The following is an 18,770-nucleotide window of genomic DNA, read 5'->3' as shown; positions in this document are numbered from 1 at the left end:
TTAGAAGAGATGTTTGAGGGGATTGTTTAAGATTAACTCGACTTCTTTCTGCGTGGTGTTAATATGTGATGATAATTTATTATCTTGTCAGGATGCGCAAAGTGGTGTAATTCAAGTGCTTATTTTATGCGCAGTATTTAATGCTAAACATGGTGCTGTGATTTTATTAACGACGACGCATCGCATTTATTGAAGAATGATCCTTTTCTAAATGACCTTCAATTAAGCCCTCTTTTTTCAATCTTTTCTGCACACCAATAGTTGTTGCAATATGCTACAATCATATATTCCCTTATTTCCATTAGAGATTGTGATCTTCCCGACGGAGAAGGTTAATCTGCATATTTTTGAGCGCAGGTATAAGCAGATGATCCATGATTGTATGCGTGGTGATCGTGTGTTTGGTATTGTATCGAGCCTGAATGGTGAAATAAAATATGGAACGACGGTGCTGCTGAAGTCCATTAATAAAGTGTATAACGATGGCCGAATGGATATTCAGGTGGTGGGGCAGCGTGTTTTCGAGGTCGAGGAGTTTGAACAGGTCAAGCATTCAAGGGAATACCCCGCAGGGCTGATTCATTATTTGCCGAACGATATGGTCGTAAAAGAGGATCAGGTGATGGAGCTTAAAGAGCAGATCACCGAATTTTTTCAGGCGCTGGAAATGGTGGGGCGCGTAGGCTTTAACCAGCAACCACAGGCTTTTGGTATTGGGCACTATCTTGGGCTTTCGATTGATCAAAAATATGCCCTTTTACAGCTGCAGCAGGAAACCGAGCGTCAGGAGTTTTTGATCCACCACCTGCGCGAGACTATTCCTGTGGCACGGCAGTTTAATGAGTCCAAGCGACGGATCAAGATGAATGGGCATTATAAATATTTTGACCTCGGCGACGATTTCCGCCCGAACGAAGGCCAGCATGAAAATTGATTTAACATCCTTGTTCAAATTCGTTCCAAATTGAATATTATTGGTTTTCAGGCGACATTTTCAGGCTTTTCAATCCTCGGAATTTCCTTTTTTGCTTACACTCCTTAGTTTTGTATAAATAAGTAGCTGATCACTTTTCACTTATTGGGTATGCTTTTTCAAATCGGAATGACCATATTTATAAATAGGTGATCGGTGGCTTGTGCTTAGCGATCGGTAAATACAATACCAGTCACCACCAAAGTGTATAATGATCAGTCTACAATACCAACCGTAATCTATTAATCTAACCGTATGATTGCCACCCAAGTCTCCGCTTTCGGGGAAGTCTTATTATATATTATCGGCTCAGCCCTGTTCGTTATGCTGACCTATTTTGGGTCGTGGCTCTTTCGCCCCGATCGTCCTAATGAGGAAAAAAACACCACTTACGAGTCTGGAGAAGATACCGTAGGCTCGGCGTGGGGGCAGTTCAACATGCGGTTTTATATTATCGCCCTGCTCTTTATTCTCTTTGAGGTGGAGATCGTCTTTCTGTTTCCGTGGGCGACTGTTTTTGGGGATAAGAACTTAATTGCCGAGACCAACGGTTTGTGGGGCTGGTTTGCCATAACCGAGATGATGCTTTTCATCTTCATCCTTGCCCTCGGCCTGGCTTATGTATGGGGAAAGGGTTTCCTTGACTGGGAAAAACCTGAAGTGAAGCTGCCCAAGGCCAACAGCCGCGTACCAGAAGAAATGTACGAGCGCCTCAACGATCAATATTAATCTGTTATCACCTTTACCTAATTTATACCGATGGGACTGTTAGATCAAGAGTTTACCAAAGGAGGCGTCATCATCTCCAAGGTTGATGACCTGCTCAACTGGGCACGGCTGTCGTCCCTGTGGCCGATGGGCTTCGGCCTGGCATGTTGTGCCATTGAAATGATGGGTGCCTATGCGGCCAACTATGATTTGGACCGCCTTGGTGTATTTCCGCGCGGTACTCCACGACAATCCGACGTGATGATCGTTGCAGGAACGGTTACCTTCAAGATGGCAGACCGTATCCGACGATTATATGAACAGATGGCAGAGCCTCGATACGTGATTTCCATGGGTTCATGCTCCAACTGTGGAGGTCCCTACTGGGATCATGGATATCATGTGGTCAAAGGGGTCGATCGTATCATCCCCGTTGATGTTTATGTGCCCGGATGCCCTCCCCGCCCTGAAGCATTGATCGGTGGCTTCCTGAAATTGCAGGAAAAGATCCGTACCGAAAGCCTAATGGCACCGACCGCCGTTGCCGATTTGCTCGCCGAGATGGATTGATCAAAATCTTCGGATACTGTACGGGCACACCTATTGCCTTGTTAATTGTTATTTGTCGTGTTCGTGAATTTTAAACCTTGATTACCATGATTAAGAAGGATTTTAGGATTTGTTTTAGGCTATGTAAATAATATAAATCATGATAATCCTTTTAATCAAGTAAATCATGGTCAAAAAAATATCGATACGATACGTTTGACAAGATACATAGATCTGATCCTACAGCGATCAATTCAAATCAAGATGATCTAAATGAGCCACATGAATAAATCAACATTTCCGAACCATAAATAATGGGTGGAAATGTGTGTAATCTGTGGACAATAAATCAAAATCATAATATCCAATTATAAACACCACCTCCTATGTCATTCGAAGAAATCGTTCAGCTGATGCAAAGCCAATTCGGCGAGGAAATCATCATGGAGCAGGGGCTCAATGACTCTCCCCAATCGATTACCGTCGATGCAGGGGCGATTTTTGATCTGTGCCTCTTTCTGAAAGAAGACGACCGACTGTATTTCGATCAGTTGTCTTGCCTGACAGGGGTGGATTATGGCATGAAGGCCAATACCATGGGGGTGGTTTATAACCTCTATTCCATTCCTTTCAATCATCACCTGATGATCAAGGTGGTTTTGCCAAGAAATGAAGAAGGAGCAGATGGCCCCGAGATTGCCTCGGTGGAATCCCTTTGGAAAACAGCCGACTGGCATGAGCGCGAAGCCTTCGACCTGTTCGGCATCCGCTTTTCCAACCATCCCGACCTGCGTCGCATCCTCCTTCCTGCTGATTGGCAGGGGCATCCGATGCGCAAAGATTACGAGGTGCAGGAATACTATCATGGCATCAAGGTAAAATATTAATCCAACGACCCTCCCGCAGACATGGCAAACCAAATCCAATACAAATACGATCCGAAACACCTGAACGTCTCGGAGCCCTCCAAATACACCGAGAAAGATCTCAAGCATCAGGAGATGATCATCAACATCGGACCTCAGCACCCTTCAACCCACGGGGTTTTGCGCTTGGAGGTCGTTACCGATGGAGAGATCATTGTTGATGTGGTGCCTCACCTCGGTTATTTGCACCGTTGTTTTGAAAAACATACGGAGGCTTTGATGTACAATCAGATCATTCCTTATGTCGATCGGATGGATTACGTTACGGCCATGAACAACGAGCATATTTATTGTATGGGCGTGGAGAAAATGCTCGGCATCACCGATCAGATTCCCAAGCGCACCGAATATATTCGGGTGTTGGTAGCAGAACTCAACCGTATTGCTTCGCACTTTGTGGCGCTTGGTACTTATGGTTTGGATATCGGAGCGACGACCCCATTTATTTGGATGATGCGGGACCGTGAGCATATCCTTCGACTGCTCGAATGGCTTTGCGGGGCACGTATGCTCTATAATTATATTTGGGTCGGTGGACTTTATTATGATCTTCCGGTGGGTTTTGAGGAACAATGCACCGAATTCATCAATTACCTTAAACCCAAATTGATTGAATCAGATCAGCTGTTGATTGAAAATAAAATTTATGTCGAGCGTACCGCCAATGTAGGCGTGTTACCAAGAGATCTGGCGATTAATTATGGGGTAACGGGACCGATGTTGCGGGCTTCAGGCTTGAAATATGACCTCCGTCGGGTGGATGCTTACAGTGTGTACCCTGAATTGGATTTTGATATCCCGATCGGTAAAGGTGAGATGGGTACTGTCGGCGATTGTTGGGACCGTTCGTGGGTTCGTGCGCAGGAATGCAAAGAATCGGTCAAGATCATCGAGCAATGTTTGGAGAAATTGAAAGGCGAACACAAACGTGACAAATCCTATGACCCGCAAGCCGTTGTTCCCAAGCGCGTGCGTCCCAAAGCACAATCGATGTACTTCCGTGGCGAAAGCCCAAAAGGAGAATTGGGATTCTATTTCGATGCTGATGGTCGCGCAGACAAGCCTTTGCGTTGCAAAGCCCGATCAAGCTCCTTCGTGAACCTTTCCATCCTGCCCGTATTGTCCAAAGGCGCCATGCTTGCCGATTTGATCGCCATCATGGGATCCATTGATGTTGTTTTGGGCGAAGTCGATCGTTAATATTGATGTTGATGCAGGGCATGCCCTGCATTCAATAAAAATGCCCTGCACCGATCCACCCAAATAACATTTTTTCACTCAGTGAAGGTTGATTGCATTAAATATGATCTTTTTTGTGTTAAATAATACAATAATGATATAGCTTTTAATCTATTTGAAAATTTATAGTCTTTTATAGATAAGTAATGGACTAATTTAGGTCATATTTTCATTTCAACGAATCACTTTTTTGATGAGTAAAACCAAACGTACCATTTTTTGGGTGCTCCTGATCCATATCTTCGCTGTTGGCCTGACGGTTGTCGGCGTAAAGTTATACAAAAGAAAAAAGACACATCATATTGTTCGAACCAGCAACCGCGACAGTGGACAGACCAACCACTCGGGCTATGTGTTTGGCATTGATGTTTCACATCATCAGAGCAATATCAACTGGCATAAGGTCAGAACCTCTAAGCATGATATTAAATTCGTCTTTGTCAGGGCTTCTTATGGAGCATTTAAACGGGATCGTAAGTTCAAAAGAAACTGGCAGGCCTTACAAAAGGAAAAATACCTCAAGGGAGCCTATCATTACTTCAAGCCTAACCAATCCGGTGCCTCACAGTGGCATTTCTTTGATCATATCGTCGAATTAAAGAAAGGGGATTTTCCCCCTGTATTGGATATTGAGGATGCTCCAAGCAACCCTTCGGCTAAAAACATCAGACGGTGGAAAAAAGACCTCAAGACCTGGGCGGATTTGGCAGAGAAAAAGTATGGCAAAAAACCGATCATCTATTCCGGCCGGAAGTTTTATGAAACCCATCTGAAGACTTTGTTTCCTTCAGGTCAGTACCCATTATGGGTGGCGCAATACCCATCCAAAAGGGCGGCGATCAGTTACAGTACCAAAAGCCGCATTCGACATTTGGGATGGAAGTTCCATCAATTCTCGGATCGAATTGGTGTCAAAGGAATCCCCGTCGGTACCTTCGCCGATGGCAATGATTTCAATGGAACCATGCAGGATTTGAAGGCATTAACCCTGTAGGTGCAGGGCATGCCCTGCACACATCAATGGCATGCCCTGTATTTAATCAAAATGCCCTGCACACATCAATGGCATGCCCTGTATTTAATCAAAATGCCCTGCACACATCAAGGGCACGCCCAGCATTTAATATAAACGCCCAGCACCTTTCACTTGTCGTAGCGTCCCGCTACGACCCCAAATCATGCAAGCTCCGCTTGCATAGATGTTCTTCTGAACGTCCTTACAAAAAAAACACCGCCTGAACCATTTCAAGCGGTGTTTTTTCATTTTATCGTATCCCCATCATCTTACAAAAGTAATCTGTGGAAATCTGTGTAATCTGTGGACAAATATCCTAACGATTCAGCCTATCCCAATCGTTCCCCATCAACAGTCGTCAAGAACTTCTTCTGAAAGATAAGGATCAATGCCACGCCAACGAAGATCGCTGAGTCCGCTACATTGAATATCGGCCAGAAAGCCATGTACTTGCCTCCCCAGAAAGGAATCGACTTAGGTAAGAAGCCTTCCCAAAGGTCAAAGTAGAACATATCAATCACCTGACCATGGAACCACGGTGTGGAGGCCGTGTAGGGTGCATTATCCAGCAATACCCCATAAAAGATACTATCGACCAGGTTACCGATTGCCCCGCCCAAGATCAATCCGATGCAGACCAACAGCCCATTTTTGGCGCCTTTCTTTGCCAATCGGATCAAGTACCAGCCGATGCCGAACATCGCGAACAATCGGAAAGTAGTCAGGATTAATTTACCATAGGATGAGCCCAATTGCATACCGAAGGCCATACCAGGGTTCAGGGTATAGTGCAGTTTGAACCAGTCGCCGAAGACTTTGATCTGTCCTGCCGTGCCCAAAGGCATGTTAAAGTGAACAGCCATCTTTACGGCCTGATCAACAATGATTACAAGTAGTGCAATCAGAAAATATTTTCCGTATTTCATGTCGGATTAGGATTGTTTCACCAAGATCGAGCATCTGGTGTCAAAAAATCATGTAAAGGTTTGAGCCTTCGAAAGAAAATATCAAAAAGAAAGCAAGGGAAGACCAGCCTCCCCTGCTCATTTATCTTATTTCGATACTTTTAGATTAACGGTCAAGCCGTCGATATCCAAAGCTGTGGCGTCATTTAGTTGATCAACTACGGCCAAGGCAGTCGCCTGCGTTTCGGTAGTGATGTATGCTTCGTTTGAAGCAACCGCCTTAGCGATTGTTTCCTCATTCTGAATGCTGATCTGGATCTTGTCTTGGATTTCCAAGCCCATATCCTTACGGATATTTTGGATACGGTTCACCAAGTCACGCGCCAAACCTTCTTCTTTCAGTGCATCGTTCAAATTGATGTCCAACGCGACGGTCAAAGCGCCTTCGTTGGCTACCAACCAGCCAGGAATATCCTGAGAAGTGATCAACACATCTTCCAAAGTCAAGGTAACATCCCCACCTTCGATCGCCAATACATATTGACCGTCCGCTTCGATTTTAGCGATATCCTCTTGCTCAAAAGCACTGATCGCCTTGGCGATGTCTTTCATGCGTGGACCATAAGCTTTACCCAACGTTTTGAAGTTTGGCTTGATATTCTTCACCAAGATGCCTGATGTATCATCAATCACCTCTACTTCTTTCACGTTCACCTCATTCTTGATGATTTCCTCAACCGCCGCAATGTGCGCTTTGAACGTATCATTCAAGGCAGGGATCATCACACGTTGCAATGGCTGACGCACCTTGATTTTCTCCTTCTTACGAAGTGAGTGAACCAATGATGACGCTTGTTGTGCCAAAGTCATGCGAGCTTCCAAGTCTGCATCGATGTCTGCTTCCACAGCTGTTGGGAAGTTGGTCAAGTGAACAGAAGCCGCTGCGCCTTCGATACCTGCTGTCAGGTTCTGATACAAAGTATCCATATAGAACGGTGCGAATGGCGCACTGATCTGAGCGATGGTAGTCAAACACTCATGAAGTGTCTGGTAAGCCGCTTTTTTATCTTCGTTGAATTCGCCTTTCCAGAAACGTTTACGGTTCAGACGAACGTACCAGTTCGACATATCATCCGTTACGAAGTCCTGAATAGCACGTGCCGCACGTGTTGGCTCGTAAGCGTTCAAGTTTTCATCAACAACTTTGATCAATGAGTTCAGGCGGGAGATAATCCAACGATCCGACTCTGTACGCTGTGCTACCGGAATCACTTCGCCATTGTTCACGAAGCCATCCAGGTTGGCGTAAAGTGCAAAGAAGTTGTAAGTGTTCTGAAGTGTACCGAACAATTTACGTTTCACTTCCATCACCCCGTCAATATCGAACTTCAGGTTATCCCATGGGTTCGCATTCGAGATCATATACCAACGTGTAGCATCTGGTCCGTGGGTATCGATGGTTTCGAATGGATTCACCCCGTTGCCCAATCGCTTGGACATCTTGTTACCATTCTTATCCAATACCAAACCGTTTGCAATCACGTTTTTGAACGCTACTTTATCATAAAGCATCGTGCTCAAAGCGTGCAAGGTAAAGAACCATCCACGAGTTTGATCCACACCCTCAGCAATGAAGTCTGCGGTATAAATTGGGTTGTTCGCATCAACAGCATCCGCCAATACACCCCACTGAGCATAAGGCATCGCCCCTGAATCAAACCAAACGTCAATCAAATCTGGCTCACGGAACATCTTTTTACCTGATGCCGACACCAAGAATACATCATCCACATAAGGACGGTGCAAGTCGAAGTCCTCAGGAAGAGAAGCCTCCATGAATCCTGCAGCTTTCGCCTTTTCTACTTCAGCTGCCAATTCAGCGATCGATCCGATACAGATCTCTTCTTCGCCATCCTCAGTTCTCCAGATAGGAAGCGGTGTACCCCAATAACGCGAACGCGAAAGGTTCCAGTCCACCAAGTTCTCCAACCAGTTACCGAAACGTCCTGAACCCGTAGATCCTGGCTTCCAGTTGATGGTTTTGTTCAAAGCTACCAATTGCTCCTTGTATTCAGTCGTTTTGATGAACCAAGAATCCAATGGATAGTAAAGAATTGGCTTGTCTGTTCTCCAACAATGAGGGTAGCTGTGCTCGTATTTCTCTACTTTGAAAGCTCTGTTTTCTTCTTTCAGTTTGATAGAGATCAACACATCAATGCTTTTGTAGCCTTTGTCGGCAGTTACCTCCGCAGGCTCATATTCAGCCTTCACGAATTGGCCACCGAACTCGCCCATTTCTTTTACAAAACGGCCCGTCTTGTCCACCAATGGCAACTCATTGCCTTTTTCGTCCAACACCGTAATCGCAGGAACACCCGCCAAGAAAGCAACACGCTGGTCATCCGCACCAAAGGTTGGCGCAATGTGTACGATACCCGTACCATCCTCAGTGGTTACGAAGTCGCCTTCGATCACATGGAACGCCTTGTCTGCGTCTTTTACAGGCTGAACGTATGGCATCAACTGCTCATAAGCACGTCCTACCAATTCTGATCCTTTGAAAGTATCTACTACTTCATAAGGAATCCCCTTGTCGCCTGCATTGTAATCCTCAATTTTAAGGTCTGCATGCTTAGGGTTGAAATAAGCATTGAAACGATTTTTCGCCAAAATCACGAAAATCGGCTCGAATGTATAAGGGTTGAAGGTGCGTACCTTCACATAATCAATGTTTTTACCTACGGCAAGGGCAGCATTCGAAGAAAGTGTCCATGGCGTAGTGGTCCAGGCCAAGAAGAACTCGTTTTCAGTTCCTTTGATCTTGAATTGTGCAGTGATCGAAGTATCTTTCACATCACGGTAAGTACCAGGCTGGTTCAACTCGTGAGAAGAAAGACCCGTACCTGCAGCTGGAGAGAAAGGTTGAATAGTGTAACCTTTGTATAACAATCCTTTGTCATACAATTTCTTCAACAAACTCCACAACGTCTGCATGTAGTTGCGATCGAAAGTAATGTATGGATCATCCAAGTCCACCCAATATCCCATCTTTTCAGTAAGATCGTCCCACTCGTCTTTGAATTTCATCACCGACTCACGACAACGCTGGTTGTACTCTTCTACCGAAATGGTCTTACCAATATCTTCTTTCGTAATGCCTAATTCTTTCTCCACCTGAAGCTCAACAGGTAGACCGTGGGTGTCCCATCCCCCTTTTCGCTTCACCTGGAAGCCTTTCAGGGTTTTGTATCGGCAAAAGATATCTTTTACCGTACGGGCCATCACGTGGTGAATACCCGGTGTACCGTTTGCTGAAGGAGGACCTTCAAAAAAAACAAATTCAGGAGCTCCTTCACGTAATTTTACGGAGCTGTCGAAAGTGGATTTATCTTTCCATTCTTGAAGTACATCTCGCCCTACTTGAGCGAAATCTACCTGTTTGTATTCTTTATACTGCATGAATATATATTGGCATTAAGAATTAGGCGCATTGCAATAGAAAAGTCTCAAGTGGACTTCCCCAAATAAACTTGCGCTAAGTTAAGCAATAGTTTTTAAATTGATAAATTTGAGTGCTTTAGCTTGCGGAAAAATACCGCAACTTTAGGGGTATTTGTCAGGTATTTTTTTATTTTTGATATTCGGGCAGCTTATCAGCTGACGATCTGTAGTGGTTACAGCTACATTCCCCCCAACAAATTAACCTGTTATGAATCTTTCTTTACCGCAAAAGTGGTTAAATATTGAACCACTGTTTCCCTATGTAAGCAGGGAGTATCTTGATTACGGCAAGATCATGAAGGCCTCCTGTGTGCTTGGTGCTGTGGTGCACCTGTGCTTTGTGTTGGTGTTTTCGATTTTCGATGTCCGTGAGATGGTCATGGTAAATGTGTTCTTCAGCCTTCCTGCTTATGCTGTTGGTTATTATTTCAGCCACAGGAAACGCTTCGATTTTGTTGCCTACTGGATTTTGTGCGAAGTGATCGCCCATGCGGGTTTTGCAACCTATTACCTGGGACTTGACGCAGGTTTTCACTTTTATTTGCTGTTGCCTGGCGTGATGAGCTTTTTGTATTATCGCCATCCGATTTATGAGCGAGTACTGATCAGTTTCTGTTTTTTTATTGTCTATGCTTTTGGTTATGTGCATATGGGTGACCATGTGCCGGCATGGAGCCTGGTGGACTCCTGGGTAGTGAAGGCTATTTATCTTTTCAACATTTCTTTTCTTGCAGGCTCATGCTGTATGATCGTTTATGTATTTGTACAGGAATATTTACGCATGGAAACAACCATCATCAACTCCAATAAAGCATTAAAAGCCCAGCAGGATAGAATCTCGAAGAGCATCAATTATGCACACCGTATTCAGCAGGCGGTAATGCCTTCGCTGGACATTGTAAAGCGAGAGGTAACGGATTGTTTTTTACTTGGGCAGGCCTGTAATGTGGTGAGCGGAGACTGGTACTGGGCCAAGGAGCAAGATGGGAAATTACTGGTAATGATTGGGGACTGTACTGGGCATGGGGTGCCTGGGGCTTTTATGAGCATGTTGGCCATAAAATTACTGGAACGGGTGGTGGATGATTTAGGCTTTGTGTCCCCAGACAGGATACTGAACGAGCTCCGAAAGGCCATGAAACAGGCGCTTCGCGAAGGCAAGCAGCTGGATGTTGGGCATGATGGTATGGATGGCGCTTTGATTTTACTGAACACCAAAACGGCGCAGGTACAGTTTGCGGGGGCGTATAACCCTTTGTGGATTGTGAACAAGGAAGGGGAACTGATGGAGGTGAAGGCCGATCGGCAGCCGATCGGTCATTTTGTGCAAGAGAAGCCCTTTTCTGCCAAGACGATCCAGCTGAATGAAGGCGACCGTCTTTATTTGTTTACCGATGGCTATTGCGACCAAATCAGGGAATCTGATCAGCAAAAAATGAAAATCCACCGTTTTCGAGCCAAATTATTGAATATCGCACAAGAGCCTTTTGATGTTCAGGAAAGGATTCTTGCGCAGTATTTTAAAGATTGGCAGGAAGGTGAAGACCAGCTCGACGATTATTTGATATTGGGCATAGAGGTTCCTGTGGGTGTTCAAAAGCATATTTTTGAACAGCAGGAGCAATTTAGTGTTCAGTAAGCGGCCGTTCGCCATTTGATGTATCACCTTGTCGCGGCCTGATCATTTTTTCTGCTGAAAGCTTTCAAAGAATAATTCGAGTAGCGCGGGTTGCTCAGCAAGCCCCCGTTGTGCGGTGGTGGAAAACTGATGCATCCATTGGTTGAGTTTCAGGAAGGCTTTATTTTTTTTGTCCGCAAGTTTTTGTTCCTCTTTTAAAGCATAGCAATAATTTTCCTGAGCGTTTTCCACTCGAAAAATAATCCTTTCCACCTCTTCAAGGTCAGCCTCTCCAGTATTATACAGCCATAAATGGTTTTTGATCAGCGGATCTGTACTGATCACAAAATAGAAGGTTTTAATTTTCCTGATCCACTTGGCGTAGTTGTTCGGCAGTATAGTCGCAAACTCAAGTGGCGTAACGACCGTGCTATTCTGCAGGGCAATAGCCTTGATTTTTTTGCAGTGTATTTGATAGATAGACATCATCAGGTCGCTGGTGTTCTCAAACTTATGGAGGGCATCCTGCTTGTTTTTTTCATGCAGATCATAAGTATCAAAACATTGCGCCGTACTTTCCAGAAGTGCCAGGCCTTCGGCCATTTTCTCATTATTATACCCAAGCCGATGCATCGCAGCGGAGATTTCGGGCTTCTTCATTACATTTTTTAAGGCAAGTCCGTAACGGTGAATTTTTTGGTTGTTAATTAAATTTGAGCACATGATATATTGGTTTGCGTTGTTATGTGCTGATGTAAGAGTGGGTGGGCTTAGTTTGTTTTTTGGTGGGTATGTAACATTTATTGTCTTGATAAATCAAAAATAATTGGTGACTTCCTTCGGTTAGTGATGTAAGAAATATAGGGAAACTTTCCAATTGACATTGGTGGGGCGTTAAAGTGGAAAAGTACAGTAATGCGCTTATTCGAACGAAAACCCTGTAAAATGAGGAAATTCCGTCATCTCTAATAAATTATTTTAATTATATTAATTAAAAATTGTACTTTAATCAATTCTATTTTCATTACATCATGCCTATATTTGTTTATATTCAACTTAAACAGACCCGCTTAGTGGTTTGGAAGGGTGAATTTACGCACTGTTACGCTATTTAATTGGTTGACCGATTTCTCACCTCTGTTTTCTGAGGATCATTCCGATGAATGAATTGTTTAAGTCGTGAACAAAAAAATTGTTTTTTGCATGATTTTCTTCAGTGCAGTTACAGTGCTTTTAGCGATGCGATATTTACTTCAGGTGTATGAATTAGCGATAAATCAGTTCAGAGGCTATTGTTTTTTTATCGAACTTACCTGAAGAGACATGGATTGCTGTAGGCGTCCGAAGCCAAATTTACCTGGTCATCGCGAATACAATATGAATGGTCAAGGAATTAAATCAGTGAAACATGACAAGATCTTATAGTAGAAAAATACTGATGCTCCTTTTGGGCTCAGTGGTGTTTTTTGCATGCGATTCGCATAAAAAGCAGGTCATGGAAGAGCTGAAGTCGGCGCTGGAGTGTTATGGCAATAATCGGCAAGTGGAGGTTTATCATGAGCAGGATTTGTTGGTGGTGAAACTGCTGCCAAAGCAGGGCGAGCCACCAGAACCCGAAGGTATTGTGCGGCTGACGGTCGGTTTTGTAGACCTGATGGCCAGTAAGATCAATCAGCGGGGGATTCCAAAGGAATATAAAAGTCAGATGGTGGATCAGCTTCAGGTGCTTCAGAAGGTGCGTTCCGCAGGCTTTGAGCGGCTGGCGTTGGAGTTGCCCTCCGATCAAGGCTACATTCGCAGTGAATGCCCCGTAAATGTAACACAGTTGGTGTCCTCGATAGAGAAAGCAGCGCATACGCCCTCTATTGCCGTAAAGTGAAATTGTATAGGTTGTTGATATAGATTGTAAAAAAGGCACTCCATCATTGGAGTGCCTTTTGACTTTTAAGCTTGGTGCATCTTATCGATACTGATGGAGATGCCTTAATTTTCTTCTGGGTCGTCTTTCTTTTTCAGTGCGTCAATATCAATTTCTTCATCATCATTTTCATGGTAGAAATCGACTTCGTCAATGAGCAATGGCTCAATATCACGGCTCTTTTTGCCTTTGTCAAAAACCATCAACAATGAAGGCAGGATGATCAGGTTGGTGAACATAGCACACAACAGGGTTAATGAGGTGAGCAAACCAAGGGCTTTTGTTCCGCCAAATTCCGAGAATCCGAAAATGATAAAGCCGAAGAACAGTACAATCGAGGTGTACATCATACTTGCACCCACTTCATGAATCGACCTACTGATCGCCTTGGGGACGAAGAAATTATCTTCCATTAAATCCTGTCGGTATTTGGCCAGGTAGTGAATGGAGTCATCGACAGATATACCAAAGGCAATACTGAATACCAGTGCTGTACTTGGCTTTAATGCGACACCGACAAAGCCCATGATTCCTGCGGTAATCAGCAGTGGAATCATGTTCGGGATCAGGGAAATCAGGATAATTCTGAAACGGCCGAAAAGCACTGCCATGATGATCGAGATGATCACGAAAGCCAAAAGCATGGAGGTTTTCAGGTTATTGATCAGGAAGCTGTTCCCTTTAACAAACAGTAAGGTTGTGCCCGTAGGGGTAACCGTAATTTTGCTGTTATTGCCAAAAATCTCTTCTACATTGGGCTTCACAACATTGTCCACCAGCTCATGCAACTCATGGGAACCAATATCAGCAACCTTAAAGGAAATCCTCATTTTTCGGCCATCTTCGGTAACAAAGCTGTTCAGAAAACCAGAGTTGTCGTCCTGCCCTTTAAAATAGCGAAGGATGAAATTTTTATCGCGGTTGGGGAGTCCGTAGTAATCGGGATTACCATTATAGAATGACTGCCGAGCCATTTTGATAAACTCTACAATAGAGATTGGGTGCGAGATATGTGGATCTTTTTCCAGTGCCCGTTCCAGTTGATCTACTTTTTTCCAGATCGACTCTTTCATCACACCCTTCTTTTTACCAGTATCTACCACAATTTCAAGGGGCATAATACCAGCAAAGTTGTCCTCCAGCCAGCGCAACCCTTGTTTGACTTCACTGTGTTCTGGCACATCATCTACCATAAATGAAACAGCCTTGATTTTATATAGACCAATCGAAGAGATGATGATCAGTACAGCACCAACACCCAAAACGGTATAGCGGTGGCGATGCACGAGCAGGTCGATGGTGTCGAGCACTTTGTTCAGCCCCTTTTTATTCAGGTGGCCGAGTCTTTTGAGTTCAGGTTTTGGCAGGTAACTGAATACTGCAGGGATGAATATGATGCTGACAAAGAAGGTCGCTACGATGTTAATACTCGCAACAGTACCGAATTCTTTCAGCATCTGAATATCAGTAAAAGATAACACTCCGAAACCGACCGCGGTGGTGAAGTTGGTCAGGAAGGTGACGACCCCAATTTTACCGATCACGGCCTGAAGGGCTTTGTATTTATTGCCTGTGCGCTGAATTTCCTGATGGTACTTGTTCAGCAGGTAAATACTGTTCGGAATCCCGATGACGACAATAATCGGTGGGATAACACCTGTCAGGATAGTGATTTTATAGCCCAGGATCCCGAGGGTTCCTGTTACCCATACCACGATCACGCCAATCATGATCATAGGGAACAATACAGCATCCCAGGATCGGAAGAAGTAGAGCATGATGAGCGCCGTAACAAGTACGGAGAGAATCAGGAACATGACCATCTCGCGCTGAACGAGGCGGGCATTTTCTGTTCTTACAAAGGGTAATCCAGCATAATGCAGCTTGACGCCCGTGGCTTCGGAGAACTGGTCGCAAGCCATGCGGATATCATCCATGAGCTGAAACCTTTTCTTCGAGTTCAGGATGTCTTTATTGATGGTCAGGATCAACAGGTTTGCCCCGTTCTTGAGGTTGATCATCTGGCCAGTGTATAGTTTTTCGTGCGCTACGATGCCGAGCAGGCTATCGAGTTGCGGCTGAGTTTGTGGGAAATTCTCAAAGATTTTCCGCGCTTCAAATTTTTTCTCTTTGGTATTTTTTACCAGCTGAATCATCCGCGGGATAGACATTACTTCATTGACTCCCCGAATTTTATTAAGCTCTTCACCGAGGTATTTTAATCGGCGAAAATTTTCCAATTGATAAACGGCACTGTCTTTCATTCCGATGGCCAGCAAATTGCCGTCCTCTCCGAAGTCCTGTTTGAATTGTTGAAAATGAACCATTTCTGGGTCAGTCAGGGGCACCGTGCTACCAAAATTGTAGCTCATTTCGATGTCTTTCCCTTTATAGTACATAAAGACCGTGATCACCCCGATCACCATGATCAGCGCAAGCCGATACCTAAGTACAAATTGGGCAAAGCGATTCCACATTGTTGAAAAAAGATATAATTAATGATTTATGATTAAAAACAGCGGTAGCTGTTTAAGGAGTGCATGGGCAGGACAAGCCTACTGTCGTAGCGTACACAAATGTAAGGAAATTTGTCACAGTTCATAACCCGAAAGCGTTCCGTTTGGGTCGAAATAGGACAATACAAAGATAGCTAACCTTGGAATGTTGCCAAAAAGTTTGATTTCCACAAGATTCTTACTTATATTCAATATATACCAAACCACTTAACTATACTCATGGGACTAACTATTCTTGCCAAGCGCATGATTATTGTGTCGCTGATGCCACCCTTGTTATGGTGCCTTGATTTCGCTTGCGATCATGGCAGTCAGGTTGCAGGTATCATTAGCAGTGGAGCAGTGATTTTGTTCATAGGCTTGCTCCTATTTTTTGTGCATTCGATTCGCTTAGAAGAGGAATCTGATGCCAAGCGGTACAGACGTACATCCTGAGATTTTTTAAACAGGATGAAAAGAGGTAGCCCTTTAAGCGTTACCTCTTTTTTATGCGCTGAAGATTCATCCGCAGGTTTATTTTTTCCAGAAAGGGTTGGGGAAATTGTCGCAACCGTTGGTCTTGTGGCTAAGGGCATGGCCTATGGCTTCAAGTTGCTGATCGCTGAGGTGCTCCTGAAGAAAAGGGAATAATTGTCGTTCCTCGAAGCGGATGTGTTGATTGAGCTTCTCGCTGAATGCCCTGGCGATTTTTTCAAAATCGGGGCTGTCGGTACCAAGCTGGCGAATGTATTCGCGGATGGCTTTATGGTCTTCCGTAAAATGAACGATCAGTTCATGCTGAGGGTCCACTACAGAAAGAAAGCAGCCTTCCTCTTCTTTAAAATGGTTTTTCATCACACTTTCCCAATGGTGAAGAATATATTGTTGCATGATTTTATGGTCGACTTTTGTTATGAACTTCTTGATGCGTAGGGCAAAAACGAGCGAGTCGTGATGGTCGTGGGAAAGCGGAACGAGGTTAGGGTGGCGCTTCAGAGGGGGATTGGATGGTTTTTGTGGCATGGGAGTAGGTTTTTGTTACTGTGGTACAAACAGTAAGTTAATGTTAATCCACAGCGTTTTACTTAATCACTGTATCTGCCCCAATTAGTTCCATATTGAATGAATTAGGTACACACACAGGTGTATCCGTACAGCTACGAGGGGATATTTGTCTTATACTTAAAGAATCAGGGTGTGTACCCATCTAAAAGTTGTGACCGCTATGATTAATATGATGGAATATAATCAATATTTGTCAATCGACTTATTAGGGTATAAAAAAAGCAAGACTTTGAAAGCCTTGCTCTTTGTATATTCTTAAAATCTGTTCGAATTAAAATTCTGCAGATCCTGGGAAACGTGGGAAAGGAATTACGTCACGGATGTTGGTCATTCCTGTTACGAATAGAATCAAACGCTCAAAGCCCAAACCGAAACCTGCGTGTGGTGCTGTTCCGAATTTACGGGTATCCAAGTACCACCAAACGTGCTCCTCAGGAATGCCCATCGCTTTTACTTTCTCTACCAATACTTCATAACGTTCCTCACGCTGCGAACCGCCAACGATCTCACCAATGCCAGGGAACAGAATGTCCATTGCAGCAACCGTTTTACCGTCTTCATTCAAACGCATGTAGAATGCCTTGATATTGGCTGGGTAATCCGTAAGGATAACAGGCTTCTTGAAGTGTTTTTCCACCAAGAAACGCTCGTGCTCCGACTGCAAGTCAGCACCCCACTCTTCGATCTTGTACTGGAAGCGACCTTTTTTGTTCGGCTTCGAGTTTTTCAAAATATCGATAGCCTCTGTATAGGTCAAACGCTGGAAGTCGTTGTTTGCTACAAACTCCAAACGCTCAATCAAGTTCATTTCGTTCTTTTTATCGGCAGGCAGGTTTTTCTCTTCCTGCAACGCACGATCTTTCAAGAACTCCAAGTCCTCGCGGCAATTGTCCAAAGCATACTTGGCCAAGAATTTCAAGAAATCTTCCGCCAGGTCCATATTGTCTTCCAAATCATTGAAAGCCACCTCAGGCTCAATCATCCAGAACTCTGCCAAGTGGCGAGTAGTATTTGAATTCTCGGCACGGAAAGTTGGGCCGAAAGTATAAACTTCACCCAGTGCCATTGCCCCAAGTTCTGCCTCCAACTGCCCAGAAACGGTCAGGTTGGTTTCTTTTCCGAAGAAATCTTGTTTGTAGTCGATTTCCCCATCTTCGGTGGTTGGAAGATTCTTCTGATCCAAAGTGGTTACACGGAACATCTCTCCAGCACCTTCGGCATCCGAACCTGTAATGATCGGCGTATGCACGTTCACAAACCCTTTTTGGTTGAAGAATTGGTGAACAGCGAAGATCATCGCATGGCGTACACGCATAATGGCGCCAAAAGTATTGGAACGCGGACGCAAGTGAGCGATCTCACGCATGAACTCCAAAGAGTGTCGTTTTGGCTGTAATGGATATGATTCAGGGTCTGCTTCTCCTAATACCTCAATGGCAGAAGCGACCAACTCTACTTTTTGACCTGCCCCTTGTGAAGCTACTAATTTACCTTCTGCGGAAATACAGGCACCTGTGCTGATGCGCTTAAGAATATCCTCAGTGATATTATTAGGGTCAGCAACAATCTGAAGGTTTGCAAGACACGATCCGTCGTTAAGGGCGATGAATGAAACGCTTTTATTGCCACGTTTTGTTCGTACCCATCCTTTAACGCGAACGTCCACATCTACCTGCTCACCACGAAGCAGGGATTTTATTTTAGTCCTTTTTGATTCTGCCACTTTACACAAAGTTTATTCGTTCAAATTACATGATTTGCTCGCTTATACTCACCGCAAACCAATGAACAAAAGAAATACTTTCAATGCGTTTTATCAATCAGATAGCTTGATATTTTGCCGATTTGTAAGAAAGAT

At 44.2% G+C, this 18,770-nt stretch carries 15 protein-coding genes; 9 read left to right on the top strand and 6 right to left on the bottom strand.

Annotation, left to right across the window (positions count from 1 at the left end; all coding sequences use genetic code 11):
• Positions 1-271: 271 nt before the first annotated feature.
• The 6 genes from AABK40_RS13560 to AABK40_RS13535 all read left to right on the top strand — a co-directional run bounded on the left by AABK40_RS13560 (position 272) and on the right by AABK40_RS13535 (position 5,389).
• Positions 272-934 (top strand): LON peptidase substrate-binding domain-containing protein, encoded by a 663-nt coding sequence (locus AABK40_RS13560; RefSeq protein ID WP_332919461.1) that lies wholly within the window; start codon positions 272-274, stop codon positions 932-934.
• A gap of 294 nt (positions 935-1,228) precedes the next feature.
• Positions 1,229-1,702 (top strand): NADH-quinone oxidoreductase subunit A, encoded by a 474-nt coding sequence (locus AABK40_RS13555; RefSeq protein ID WP_332919462.1) that lies wholly within the window; start codon positions 1,229-1,231, stop codon positions 1,700-1,702.
• Between the two features lie 30 nt (positions 1,703-1,732).
• Positions 1,733-2,251, top strand: coding sequence for an NADH-quinone oxidoreductase subunit NuoB (gene nuoB / locus AABK40_RS13550; protein WP_338397292.1), 519 nt, complete (start codon positions 1,733-1,735; stop codon positions 2,249-2,251).
• 365 nt (positions 2,252-2,616) lie between these two features.
• Entirely contained in the window at positions 2,617-3,117 is a 501-nt protein-coding gene (locus tag AABK40_RS13545; RefSeq protein WP_338397291.1) for an NADH-quinone oxidoreductase subunit C, read from the top strand.
• A 21-nt stretch (positions 3,118-3,138) separates the two neighbouring features.
• Positions 3,139-4,356 (top strand): NADH-quinone oxidoreductase subunit D, encoded by a 1,218-nt coding sequence (locus tag AABK40_RS13540; protein ID WP_338397290.1) that lies wholly within the window; start codon positions 3,139-3,141, stop codon positions 4,354-4,356.
• Positions 4,357-4,588: 232 nt separating this feature from the next.
• Complete coding sequence (locus AABK40_RS13535) at positions 4,589-5,389, top strand: glycoside hydrolase family 25 protein (protein ID WP_338397289.1); 801 nt, start codon at positions 4,589-4,591, stop codon at positions 5,387-5,389.
• Between the two features lie 350 nt (positions 5,390-5,739).
• Here AABK40_RS13535 and AABK40_RS13530 read toward each other — a convergent pair whose 3' ends face one another.
• Both AABK40_RS13530 and ileS read right to left on the bottom strand, forming a co-directional pair.
• Positions 5,740-6,336 (bottom strand): lipoprotein signal peptidase, encoded by a 597-nt coding sequence (locus AABK40_RS13530; RefSeq protein ID WP_338397288.1) that lies wholly within the window; start codon positions 6,334-6,336, stop codon positions 5,740-5,742.
• 126 nt (positions 6,337-6,462) lie between these two features.
• Positions 6,463-9,774, bottom strand: coding sequence for an isoleucine--tRNA ligase (ileS, locus tag AABK40_RS13525; RefSeq protein WP_338397287.1), 3,312 nt, complete (start codon positions 9,772-9,774; stop codon positions 6,463-6,465).
• Between the two features lie 250 nt (positions 9,775-10,024).
• Between ileS and AABK40_RS13520 the strand changes: the two genes are divergently transcribed.
• Positions 10,025-11,455 carry a PP2C family protein-serine/threonine phosphatase gene (locus tag AABK40_RS13520; protein ID WP_332919469.1) on the top strand — a complete coding sequence of 477 codons (1,431 nt, stop codon included), beginning with the start codon at positions 10,025-10,027 and terminating at the stop codon, positions 11,453-11,455.
• Positions 11,456-11,497: 42 nt separating this feature from the next.
• Here the strand turns inward: AABK40_RS13520 and AABK40_RS13515 are convergent, their stop codons facing one another.
• The gene (locus AABK40_RS13515) at positions 11,498-12,157 is read right to left on the bottom strand and encodes a PQLLE family protein (RefSeq protein WP_332919470.1); all 660 of its coding nucleotides are present in this window, start codon (positions 12,155-12,157) and stop codon (positions 11,498-11,500) included.
• Between the two features lie 685 nt (positions 12,158-12,842).
• Between AABK40_RS13515 and AABK40_RS13510 the strand changes: the two genes are divergently transcribed.
• Positions 12,843-13,313, top strand: a complete 471-nt coding sequence (locus tag AABK40_RS13510) for a hypothetical protein (protein ID WP_338397286.1) — start codon at positions 12,843-12,845, stop codon at positions 13,311-13,313.
• A gap of 104 nt (positions 13,314-13,417) precedes the next feature.
• On the opposite strand, the gene AABK40_RS13505 is transcribed toward AABK40_RS13510, so the two are convergent.
• Positions 13,418-15,829, bottom strand: coding sequence for an efflux RND transporter permease subunit (locus tag AABK40_RS13505; RefSeq protein WP_332919472.1), 2,412 nt, complete (start codon positions 15,827-15,829; stop codon positions 13,418-13,420).
• Positions 15,830-16,087: 258 nt separating this feature from the next.
• Here AABK40_RS13505 and AABK40_RS13500 point away from each other — a divergent pair, with 258 nt between their 5' ends.
• The gene (locus tag AABK40_RS13500) at positions 16,088-16,303 is read left to right on the top strand and encodes a hypothetical protein (protein WP_332919473.1); all 216 of its coding nucleotides are present in this window, start codon (positions 16,088-16,090) and stop codon (positions 16,301-16,303) included.
• Between the two features lie 78 nt (positions 16,304-16,381).
• Here AABK40_RS13500 and AABK40_RS13495 read toward each other — a convergent pair whose 3' ends face one another.
• The gene (locus tag AABK40_RS13495; RefSeq protein WP_338397285.1) at positions 16,382-16,870 is read right to left on the bottom strand and encodes a hemerythrin domain-containing protein; all 489 of its coding nucleotides are present in this window, start codon (positions 16,868-16,870) and stop codon (positions 16,382-16,384) included.
• Between the two features lie 313 nt (positions 16,871-17,183).
• Positions 17,184-18,635: an asparagine--tRNA ligase gene (gene asnS / locus AABK40_RS13490; RefSeq protein WP_332919475.1), complete on the bottom strand. Its 1,452-nt coding sequence runs from the start codon at positions 18,633-18,635 to the stop codon at positions 17,184-17,186.
• Positions 18,636-18,770 lie beyond the last annotated feature (135 nt).

It is taken from the genome of Persicobacter psychrovividus (assembly GCF_036492425.1).
Taxonomy (GTDB): domain Bacteria; phylum Bacteroidota; class Bacteroidia; order Cytophagales; family Cyclobacteriaceae; genus Persicobacter; species Persicobacter psychrovividus.
Note: the sequence above shows the minus strand (reverse complement) of the source record. Positions and strands in the feature narration are given on the sequence as shown.